Annotated in this window: 8 protein-coding genes; 6 read left to right on the top strand and 2 right to left on the bottom strand. The window is 72.5% G+C overall.

The genetic code is table 11. From position 1 onward, the window contains the following. The first annotated feature begins 375 nt into the window (after window positions 1-375). The 4 genes from ABD269_RS10290 (at window position 376) to ABD269_RS10275 (ending at window position 5764) form a co-directional block, all read left to right on the top strand. The gene (locus ABD269_RS10290; protein WP_344117468.1) at window positions 376-1917 is read left to right on the top strand and encodes an AMP-binding protein; all 1542 of its coding nucleotides are present in this window, start codon (window positions 376-378) and stop codon (window positions 1915-1917) included. Between the two features lie 12 nt (window positions 1918-1929). Beyond that, on the top strand, window positions 1930-3087 hold the full coding sequence (locus ABD269_RS10285) for a methyltransferase (RefSeq protein ID WP_344117467.1): 1158 nt from the start codon (window positions 1930-1932) through the stop codon (window positions 3085-3087). 171 nt (window positions 3088-3258) lie between these two features. Continuing rightward, window positions 3259-3921 carry a hypothetical protein gene (locus ABD269_RS10280; protein ID WP_344117466.1) on the top strand — a complete coding sequence of 221 codons (663 nt, stop codon included), beginning with the start codon at window positions 3259-3261 and terminating at the stop codon, window positions 3919-3921. A 361-nt stretch (window positions 3922-4282) separates the two neighbouring features. After that, window positions 4283-5764, top strand: coding sequence for a hypothetical protein (locus ABD269_RS10275; RefSeq protein WP_344117465.1), 1482 nt, complete (start codon window positions 4283-4285; stop codon window positions 5762-5764). Between the two features lie 85 nt (window positions 5765-5849). Here ABD269_RS10275 and ABD269_RS10270 read toward each other — a convergent pair whose 3' ends face one another. Next, complete coding sequence (locus ABD269_RS10270; RefSeq protein ID WP_344117464.1) at window positions 5850-6707, bottom strand: class I SAM-dependent methyltransferase; 858 nt, start codon at window positions 6705-6707, stop codon at window positions 5850-5852. A 336-nt stretch (window positions 6708-7043) separates the two neighbouring features. Then, window positions 7044-8936, bottom strand: coding sequence for a helix-turn-helix domain-containing protein (locus tag ABD269_RS10265; protein ID WP_344117463.1), 1893 nt, complete (start codon window positions 8934-8936; stop codon window positions 7044-7046). 228 nt (window positions 8937-9164) lie between these two features. Here ABD269_RS10265 and ABD269_RS10260 point away from each other — a divergent pair, with 228 nt between their 5' ends. Then, window positions 9165-9686 (top strand): hypothetical protein, encoded by a 522-nt coding sequence (locus ABD269_RS10260; RefSeq protein WP_344117462.1) that lies wholly within the window; start codon window positions 9165-9167, stop codon window positions 9684-9686. An 84-nt stretch (window positions 9687-9770) separates the two neighbouring features. After that, the gene (locus ABD269_RS10255; protein WP_344117461.1) at window positions 9771-10388 is read left to right on the top strand and encodes a TetR/AcrR family transcriptional regulator; all 618 of its coding nucleotides are present in this window, start codon (window positions 9771-9773) and stop codon (window positions 10386-10388) included. Window positions 10389-10422: the final 34 nt, after the last annotated feature.

Raw genomic sequence — 10422 nt, 5'->3', positions numbered from 1 at the left:
TCGCCACCCCCATCACCACCCACACCCCCACCCCCCGACACCACACCCACCGGCCCCGGCACCCACACACCACCCACCACAACCACCACCCACTCCCCCCACCGAACCAACCGTCGGCCGAACACCTCAATCCACCCGAAAAACCTAACAACGCAGCACAGCACTCATCCGACCATCACACTCAACACACCCATATAAATCACCCACATGGCGCCATGAGACCTCAACCCTCCACAAGGCGACCACCCCTCACCGGCCTCTCTGACCGGATATCGCCGTCCGGCTTGGAGCTGTCGATCAACAGCGACTACCATCCAACTGGTTGCCTAAGTCAACCTATGTGCGGATCGGCCGCCACCAGGAGGGGAAACACCCATGACCGTCGCCACCGAGCACTTCCGCAGCTATGTGGAGGAGAACCTCGACGCGCTGGGCCAGGAACCGGACCGGGACGCCGTGGTGCACCACGACCGGCGCGTGACCGCGGGCGAACTGCGCGACCTCGTCCACCGCATGGCGCGGGCCCTGCAGGCCCAGGGCGTACGCCGCGGACAGACCGTCACCCTCCTCTGCGGGAACCTTCCGGAGACGATCGCCGCGCGCTATGCGGCCAATCTCCTCGGCTGCCCCGTCAACCACCTCTACAACAAGCTGTCGGCCGAGGTGCAGGCCAACATCGTCCGGGACGTCGAGACCCAGGCGCTCATCGTCGACCCCGCCTACGCCGACCGCGCCGCCGAGCTGACCTCGCGGACGCCGGTGCCGCACGTGCTCGTGCTCGGCCCGTCGGCCGTGGGGCCGGACCTGCTGGCGCTCGCCAGCGAGGAGTCCGCGGAGCCCTTCGCGGGGCTGGCGCGGCCGGAGGACACCTGCACCATCCGCCACACCGGTGGCACCACCGGCCACCCCAAGGCCATCTGCTCCTCCTTCGCGCAGGGACGCGCGATCCAGGCGGACTGGCCCGACGAGGAGGGGATCCGCGCGCTGGTGTGCACCACGCTCGCGCACGCCGCGGGCCTGATCGCCGACCTCGCCCTGAGCTCCGCCGGGACCGTCGTCCTGCACGACGACTTCGACGCGGGCGACGTGCTGACCACGATCGGGCGCGAGCGGATATCCCACCTGTTCCTGCTGCCGCCGCTCCTCTACCAGCTGATGGACCACCCGGACGCGAACCGCGCCGACACCTCCAGCCTGCGCCGGCTCACCTACGGCGGCTGCGCGTCGTCCCCGGCCCGGCTCGCCTCGGCGGTGCGGTACTTCGGCCCCGTACTGAACCAGTTCTACGGTCAGAACGAGGCCGGCGGGATCAGCATGCTCGACCCCGAGGACCACGACCCGGAGCGCCCGGAGCGGCTGCGGTCCGCCGGAAAGATCATGAAGGAGGTCGAGGTCGCCATCCGCGACGAGCAGGGCCGGGACCTGCCCCCCGGCGAGCACGGCGAGATCTGCGTGCGCTCGTCGCACGTGATGCAGGGGTACTGGAAGCAGCCCGAGCTCACCGCCGAGGTGCTGCGGGACGGCTGGCTGCACACCGGCGACGTCGGCTATCTCGACGACGAGGGGTATCTGACGATCGTCGACCGGCTGAAGGACATGATCGTCGTGGTCGGCGGCCATGTGTACACGGTCGAGCTGGAGGACGTGCTCAACTCCCATCCGCAGGTGCTGCAGAGCGCGGTCTTCGGCGTTCCGGACGCCAACCTCATGGAGCAGGTGCACGCGGCCGTCGTCCGCAAGCCCGGCAGCGACATCGACGAGCAGGAGCTGCGCGCCATGGTGCGCGAGGAGCGGGGCACGATGTACGAGCCGGCGCGCATCGTCTTCGTCGACGCCCTGCCGCTGACCGACGCCGGGAAGCCCGACAAGAAGCTGCTGCGCAGCCAGGCGGGTACGGTGGGCGCGACGCTCGGCTAGCCTGAGCCCACAATGAACCGTTTGATGACGTCATGGGGCGAGTACGAACTCACCCGTTTCCCCGAGGATCCCCGCGACAGGCTCCGCGCCTGGGACGCCGCCGACGAGTACCTGCTCGGCCATCTCCAGGGCACGGACGGCGAACCTGCCGCCGACCTGTCGGGCAATGTGGTCGTCGTGGGCGACCGGTGGGGTGCGCTGGCCGTCTCGCTGGCCGGTCACCGTCCCGTGCAGATCACCGACTCCTTCCTCGCCCAGGAAGCGACCCGGGCCAATCTGGAGCGCAACGGGATCGCCCCGGACGCGGTGCGTCTGCTGTCGACGCAGGACGCTCCGCCGGAGCGGATCGACGTGCTGCTGATCCGGGTGCCCAAGAGCCTGGCGCTGCTGGAGGACCAGCTGCACCGCCTCGCGCCGCATGTGCACGCGGGCACCGTCGTCGTCGGCACGGGGCGGGTCACGGAGATCCACACCTCGACGCTCAAACTGTTCGAGCAGATCCTCGGTCCGACGCGGACGTCGCTTGCGGTGAAGAAGTCGCGGCTCATCTTCTGCTCGCCGGATCCGGCCCTGGAGCGGGGCACCAGCCCCTGGCCGCACAGCTATGCGCTGCCGGAGGATGTCGGGCCGATGTCCGGGCGGACCGTCGTCAACCACGCCGGGATCTTCTGCGCCGAGCGCCTGGACATCGGCACCCGGTTCTTCCTGGGGCACCTGCCGCGGCGCCGGGGTCCCGAGCACGTCGTGGACCTCGGCTGCGGCAACGGCGTGGTGGGCACGGCCGCGGCGCTGGCCAACCCCGCGGCCGAGGTGACGTTCGTCGACGAGTCCTTCCAGGCGGTGGCGTCGGCGGAGGCCACGTTCCGGGCGAACGCGGGCGCGGGTGCCGCCGCGTCGTTCCGGGTGGGTGACGGTCTGTCGGGGGTACCGGCCGGGTCGGTGGACCTGGTGCTGAACAACCCGCCCTTCCACACCCACCAGGCGACGACCGACGTCACGGCCTGGCGCATGTTCTCCGGGGCGCGCGACGCGCTGCGCACCGGCGGGGAGCTGTGGGTCGTCGGCAATCGGCACCTCGGCTATCACGTACGGCTGCGGCGGCTCTTCGGCAACTGCGAGGTCGTGGCGAGCGACCCGAAGTTCGTCATCCTGCGGGCCGTCAAACGCTGACGTTCCGCGGCCCGCGTCCGTACGACCCCGGCGGTGGCGCTGGAAGGGGGCGCGTGCGCTGTCGATGCGCACCTGCGCGCCCCCGCGTGCGCCGGGGTCCCGGGTGGCGTGGACCGGGATGGTGGTGAGGGTCAGCGCCGCGCACCGGACCAGTGAGCGCAAGGGGGCAACATGATTCACATCAGTGAAACCCTGGCCATCCAGACGGTCGAGGACTTCCTCAGCGCGGAGGAGACGGCCCGGCTGATCAAGATCATGGACAGCGAGGCCGCCGGGTGGCGCCCCCGCACCCAGGCCGAGGTGCTGCCCGCGCCCGCGCTCGCGCAGGAGATCCTCGCCCTGGCGACCGTCCGCTCCCTGCCCGCGATCCGCCGCAGCATGCCCTCGATCGCGGCCGCCACTCCGTGGGGGTACACCGAGCTGACGGCCGGTCAGTGCGTGCCCTCTCACGTCGACGGCATCATGAGCCCGCGCACGGCTCCGCGCCGGATCGGCCGGATCGGTGTGGTGATCGCCGAGGCGGAGGAGGGCGGGGAGTTCTACACCGAGACCACGGCCGACCCCGCGCCCTGGACCACCACGCTGCTGGGTGTGGCGGACGGCTATGTCTCCGGCACGCCGCTGGCCCGCAGCCTGCCGCACGAGGTCGCGGCGGATCCGCACGCGGCCGAGGCCGAGTGGCTCGCGGCCACGGCCAGGACCCGCTGGACCGCACGCGCGGGCCGCGGCGTCGCCGTCGCGTACGGCGCGCAGCTCATCCACGGCGTGACGCCGGTGGTACGTGGCCGGCTGCGGAAGTTCGTCACCGACCTCACGGATGCCCCGGTGTCCTGAACCACGTGTGCTTCCGGCGGCCCCGGAAGCACACGTCCCCTGGCTACCGCCCACCGTGCGGCCCGTCCTGTCCGGGCTGCACCGTGGGCGGTCAGGCGTTTTCCGGGGGCGTCGCGCGCCGACGCCCCCGTGCCGTGAGTGCGGCAAGCGGCCGCGACGGGCGGATCCGACAAGTGGTCAGGGCTGTGATCGAGATCATGGTTTCGGCGCCGAAGAAGCGTTCCGGCGCCGGTCGGCCGCATGGCATGATCATGCAGATCATTACCTGCGAGTAATCACCACTCGCACGATGCCGTGTGATGCGGTCCGAAGGTGTCGATCCCCTCGGGCCGCCCCCACCTCACGCTTTTGAGGATCCTACGTGCGCAGAACCACTGCCAAGGCCATCGCTTTACCGGCACTGACCGCCGCGTCCCTGCTCGTCGCCGGGTGTTCGGCCTCCGGGCCGTCGCCCGCCTCGGCCCGTGCCGATGCCGAGCCCGCGGCCGCCGCTGCTGACGCGGCGTCGGCCGGGGAGCGGCAACTCGCGGTCAAGGCCGCCCCCGACGGTGCGGCCGCGCCGAGTGCCGTGGCCCATCCGACCGGTGGCGGACGCCAGGCGGAGAAGTCCTCCCTCAAGGTCGCCTCGTTCGACCGCGAGAGCGGACGCGCCGTCCTGTCCGAGGCGCCCCGGACACCGGCGAAGAAGCCGCCGGCCGCCGCCCACCCCACGTCCCCCGCCCCCTCCGGCTCCGCCGGGACGGAGCAGAAGGCCAAGGTGGCCGTCGGCGACATCATCGCCAGCGCGCCCGCGCCCGGCGCCCCCGACGGGGTGCTGGCCAAGGTCACGCAGGTGCTGGGCAAGACCGAGAAGGGCACCGAGGTCAATACGGCCCCGGCCACGCTCGGCGCGCTGCTCGGCGACGCCAAGGCCGACGGCAAGGTGCCGGTCGACCCCTCCACCATGACGGTGGAACCGCTCGTCCAGGGCACCAAGGTCTCCTGGGCGAAGACCGGCGACGTCCACTTCGGCCCGAAGGGCGCTCAGTTGCCGCTGGGCAGCCTGCGGATCGACGTGGGCACGTCGATCGCGACGGCCAAGGACGCCCCGGCGTCCGCCGCCGCGTCGGCCGCGGGCTTCGTCCAGGTGGCCCCGGAGGTCGACTTCTCCTACGACGGCCGGGGCACCGGCACCGCCGGCGCGCCGGGCGGCGCCTCGCTGGCGCTGTCGGGCGACTGGTCGTCCCAGTGGGAGCTCAAGGGCCAGGCGGCGGGCACCACTCCGGGCAGCAAGCCGCTGCGGGTGCCCTTCGCCAAGCTGCACGCCGCACCCGTCATCCAGGTCGGGCCGGTGCCGGTCGTCGTCAACCTCGGTCTGACCTGCTACCTCCAGGTCGACGCCGACGGCAAGATCAACGTCGACGTCAAGCAGGACCTCAAGGGCGACTTCAAGGTCGGCGGCAGCTACAGCCACGGCAAGGGCTGGACCCCGGTCAACTCGTCCGAGATGAAGGCCACTTCACCGCGCGCCACGGTCTCGGCCGCGGGCAAGGTGAAGGCCGCGCTCGGCGCGGAGGCCAGCGTGGGTCTGTACGGCGCCGTCGGCGTCACCGCGGACCTCGCCCCCTATCTACGGGCGGAGGCGGAGGGCACGGCCAGCGCCGCCACCGACGGCAGCGCCTCCGCGGCGGGCCAGTGGAAGGCGTACGGCGGGCTGGATCTGACGGGGGCCCTCCAGGTCCAGCTGAAGATCTTCGACACGCCGATCTTCCAGAAGCCCATTCCGCTGGGCTCCCTGCACCGGGAGTGGAAGCTCGCCGAGGGCTCGGGCGCCGTCTCCACGCCGGGCAAGCGGCGCGGCTGACGCGCGAGTCGGATCGGACCGGGGTGGCCGGTGGGGCGGAATTCCGCTCCACCGGCCACCCCGTCGCGTTTGCCTTGAGGCTGAGTCAGGCTCTGGACGCGCGCAGCGAATAGATCAGCGGGAGAGCGGGTCGGCCCTCGGGCAGCCGGTAGACGGTGGCCGACCCGGGCCGGGTGCCGCTGGTGTCGCGTTCCTTGACCATTCCCTTGACCTGCTCGAACAGCGAGAAGTCGTATTCCCGCAGGAATTCCGGGCGCAGTCCGGCGGCGGTCACCGCGCTGACGACGTCCCCGATGGTGTGCTGCCATTCCACCGAGCGGTTGTGGCGCGTCGGTGCGTCGAGGTCCGCGTACGTTCCCGGTTCGTCGTAGGTCAGCGGCCCCCGGGCGAAATAGTCCTCGGCCCAGGCGGTGCCGTCGTCGTTCAGGCACATTCCGACGGGGTGGAATTCGGCGAGGTAGAGGAAGCCGCCCGGTGCCAGCAGTCCGGCCACCGTGCGGGCCCAGCCGGCGAGGTCGGGCAGCCAGCACAGGGCGCCGAATCCGGTGTAGACGATGTCGAAGGTCTCGCCGCCCAGTGCCGACGGCGCGTCGTACACATCCGATTCCACGAAACGGGCATCGGCCTGACCCACATCCGCCGCGAGTTCGCGTGCCGCGGCGACGGCCGCCGCCGAGAAGTCCAGTCCCGTCACCACGGCGCCCCGCCGGGCCCAGGAGAGGGTGTCGGTGCCGATGTGGCACTGCAGGTGCAGCAGGCGTTTGCCGGTGACGTCCCCGACCTCGTCGAGCTCGAAGCCGCGCAGGTCGTCCCGGCCCTCCCGGAATCCCGCCAGGTCGTAGAAGTCGCTGCCCGTGTGGATGGGCACGCGTTCCTCCCACAGGGCGTGGTTTGCCTGGCGCCAGTGGTCGGCGGTCGCGCTCCGGTCGTTGTCGTTCGTCACCGTTCCGACGCTACTCAGCGGGGCGATGAATGCGCCAATGAATTCCCGGGCGTGTGGCCCCTCACGTGTTCGCGGCGGGCCGGTTCTTCCCCGGTGACTCCGGCGCCGCACGCGTGCGGCGCCGGAGTCGTGCACCGGATATCCGGACCCTCGGTGCCGGTCCCCCGTTGTTCCCCCGTGTACCGCCGCCTCACCGGCGGCGGTGGGAAAACGTTATGCCCGCACGCCCGGACGGGAATACCTCACGGGTGCACGTTCGCGGTCCCGGCACTGTCACCGGTGCACGGTCCGGCCGGGTGGCCTGCGGGAATTCCGTCTTCGGGCCGGGGGAATCCGTCAGGGGGAAGTGCCCGTGGAACAGCCGGCCAGGGCCGGGAGTTCCACCCCGTCCACGGCGGCGAGCGCGAGGACGACCTCGTAGAGGTCGCCGCCTCCGGTGAACAGCTGGCGTCTCAGCAGCGGTTCGGCGCTGCGGACGTGCTCGCGTACGGTCTGGGGGTGCAGGCCCAGCCGGTTGGCCGCCCGTTCGACACCGGTGTTCTCCGCGATCCAGACCCGCAGGGTGCGGCGCAGGTCCCGGTCGTCGGCGGCCAGCCTGCCCAGGAACTCCGTCGCCCAGCCGCGGACGCCCTCGGTGTCCAGGAGCCGGTCCAAGGGCGTGGTGCCGCCCTGTTCGGCGGGGCCGTGGCCGTGGGCCTGGAGCGCGAGGTGCAGCGCGGCCCGCGCCCGTACGTCGGTGAGGTCCAGGCGCAGCAGCCCGGCCATGCGGTCCATGCGCGCGCGTACGGTGTTGCGGCTCACGCCCAGGATCCTGGCGGCGTTGACGGCCGTGAACTCCAGGCCCAGGCCGACGGTCGAGAGCAGCGGGCCCCTGCCGGTGTAGGGCAGCGAGTCCAGCGGCCGCAGCACCTCGGCCGCCCAGCGGCCGGCCTCGGCGAGGTCGAGGATCTCGGTCAGGCGGGTCTGCGCCGCGTGCGCGGCCATCCCGTCCGGCCGGAACCGGGCCACCGCGAGGGCGCGGGACGCCTCTTGGTACGCCTCGGCCGTGCGGTCCAGCGGGTGGCGGCCGCTGCCGCCCAGGAACACGCCGTCCCGGGCGGCCACGATCCGGCGCAGCGCGGGTCCGACGCCGTCCGCGCGCTCGTCCCGGGCCGCCGCGGGTCCCTGCAGGGGCACGATGGCGATCAGGTGCTGCTCGTAGGCCGGGCAGCGGACGAGCAGGGCGCGGCCGTCGACGGCCGCGTCGCATTCGCGCGCCAGGGCGTCCCGCCGGTCCTCCGGGGCCTCCAGGATGTAGACGTCGGCGGACTCCGCGTCGAGCAGCCCGGGGTGCAGTCCGGCGGCGGTGCGCTGGGCGAGGACCACGTCGCCGCCCATGAGCAGTTGGAGCACCGCGAGCCGCAGCGCGGACACGGCCTCCTCCGACCGGCGGCGGTGCTCCTCCGCGTCGCGTGCCCTGATCAGCAGAGCCAGCACGTCGGCGGCGTGGCCGACAAGTGCGGTGCTCTGCTCGTCGAACGGGCGGTCCCGGGCGGCGACGAGGACCGGGTGCGGGCGCCGTCGCCCCACCGTGACCAGCCGCAGGTGTTCGTGGTCCTCCTGGACGGCCGCGGCGTGCAGCCGCCCTTCGGTCAGCTCGGCGATCAGCTGCGGGTCGGCCACCGTCGGCGGTGCGCCGTTGCGGCCGGTGAGTGTCACGGTGCCGCCGATGGCGTCACCGAGCCAGGCGGTCAGGCGGCGTACGGCGGCATCGGTGTCGTGCGTCCCCGTCCGGGCGTGCTCCAGCAGTTCCGTCAGCCGGGCCGAGCGGCCCGTGGCCTGGCGCAATTGCTCGTCGTCGATGGCGCGTTGGACGCGGCTCCAGGGGACGTCATCGGAGATCGTCAGGAGTGGTATCCCCAGCCGGGCCGTGACCTCGACCAGGGCCTCGGGCGGTCCGGACGAGGCCGGTACGACCAGGGCCGCGGGCCCGTCGGCGGCCAGGCGGGCGAGGTGGATCTCCGCCCGGCGCCGGTCGCGGGCCCAGTCGCCGTCGGCGGGGATCCGTACGAGCAGTCCGGCGAGACCGCCCCGGCGGCCGGTGCCGTCCATGGGACCGTACGGCGCCGCGGTCCCTGGTGGCACCGTCACGGCGCCGGTGACCGACCGCTGTGCCCCGCGCTCCCGCGATCCCGGTCCGAACCTCAGCGTCAGCTCCGGAATCCCCGCGAGCAAACCCACCGTGACCACCGGTTTCTCCCCTCGACCAGCCCCCGCAAGGCTACTTGAGCACGGCGGCGCCGGTTGCGCGAAGGGGGAGCATGATTTCGGCCGCACGCGGGGGTGCGGGCGCGACGGCACGTCGGGGCGGGCGCGCTTCGGGTGCCGGGCGCGGCAGGGCGGATCGGTGGTGCGGTGCGGGTAGGGAGGGACCGCGTGTCACGCACGGCGCGCGAGGGACCGGTCGGAAGGATGTCCATGTTCGGTGGTCGCGGTGTGGTGGTCGCGTTGTGTTCCACGGCGTTGGCCGCTTCGTCGTTCGTCGGTGCTCCGGCGACGCAGGCGGCGGGGCTGATCGTCTGCGCGGGGCAGGAGAGCACGACGTACGACCCGGGGCTGACCCTCGTGCCGCGGCTGACGCATCTCCACTCGACGAGCGAGTACACCTGCTCGGGGCGGCCGGGCGAGACGGTGAAGGCCACCGGGCACACCGTCGGGATCGCGCCGGAGGCGTCCTGTCTCGCGCTGGACTCGCCCCGGGTGCTGGAGCGGGTGCGCTTCGCCGACGGCCGGGAGTCGGAGATCAGGTACGAGGGGTCGGCCCTGCGGGCCGCCGGCGCGCACGAGATCCATCTCACGGGGCACGTCGTCAAGGGGTTCGCGGAAGGGGCGGAGGTGACGCGGGACGTGAGTCTGCTCCCCACCTCGCTGCCCACCGATTGCGCGACGGGGGGCGTGACGTCAGCGACCGGCCAGGGCCAGTTGCGCATCGCCTTCTGAGCGCCCCGGCCGGAGGAGGGAGCGGGGCGGGGGACGGTGTACGGTCGGGGTCGACCGCCGTGCGAGAAAGGCAAGGGCCTGCCGATGACCCCGCCCCGGAGCCCCGCTCCAGAGACCTTCCGGGAGCGCGCCCGCCGGCAGCAGATCGTCGAGTGCACCATCGACCTGATCTCCACCCGGGGCTTCCCGGCGACGTCGCTGTCGGCGATCGCCGAGAAGGCCGGGATCTCCAAGGCCGCCGTCCTCTACCACTTCTCGTCGAAGGACAACCTCACGCGTACGGCGCTGACCCAGGTGCTGGAGCAGTTCACCGCGTACGTCGACGAGCGGGTGGAGCGGGAGCCGGACCCGCTGGCCGCGGTCATCGCGTATGTGCGCGCGATGGTGTCGTACCAGCAGGCCAACCGCCGTCATGTGCGGGTGATCACCGAGATGCTGCTGGACGACGAGGGCGGCACCCGGCTGAAGGCCCCGGGGTCCCACGACACCCACGGCCGCCGCCAGGCGCTGGCCGGCCTCCTCGCCGCGGGGCAGGAGGCCGGCCAGTTGCGCCGGTTCGACCCGGATGCCGTGGCCCTGGCGATCGGCGGCGCGATCGACGGCGTGATCTCGCACTGGCTCGCCCACCCGGAGTTCGACCTGGACGCGGCGGCGGACGAGCTGGAGACGTTCACCCTGGCCGCGATCCGCCGCCTCGGCTGAGCCGGACGCTCACACCGGCGTCGCCGCCGCTCGC

Source organism: Streptomyces blastmyceticus (genome assembly GCF_039521185.1).
In the GTDB taxonomy this organism is placed as follows: Bacteria; Actinomycetota; Actinomycetes; order Streptomycetales; family Streptomycetaceae; genus Streptomyces; species Streptomyces blastmyceticus.
The sequence above is the reverse complement of the archived record's forward strand: the minus strand, read 5'-3'. Positions and strand labels throughout refer to the sequence as shown.

Bases quoted from the DNA above. Each gene is read 5' to 3' on its own strand.
- ABD269_RS10260 (WP_344117462.1), top strand. From the start codon at position 9,165: ATGTTCGGTGGTCGCGGTGTGGTGGTCGCGTTGTGTTCCACGGCGTTG.
- ABD269_RS10285 (WP_344117467.1), top strand. From the start codon at position 1,930: ATGAACCGTTTGATGACGTCATGGGGCGAGTACGAACTCACCCGTTTC.
- ABD269_RS10280 (WP_344117466.1), top strand. From the start codon at position 3,259: ATGATTCACATCAGTGAAACCCTGGCCATCCAGACGGTCGAGGACTTC.
- ABD269_RS10290 (WP_344117468.1), top strand. From the start codon at position 376: ATGACCGTCGCCACCGAGCACTTCCGCAGCTATGTGGAGGAGAACCTC.
- ABD269_RS10255 (WP_344117461.1), top strand. From the start codon at position 9,771: ATGACCCCGCCCCGGAGCCCCGCTCCAGAGACCTTCCGGGAGCGCGCC.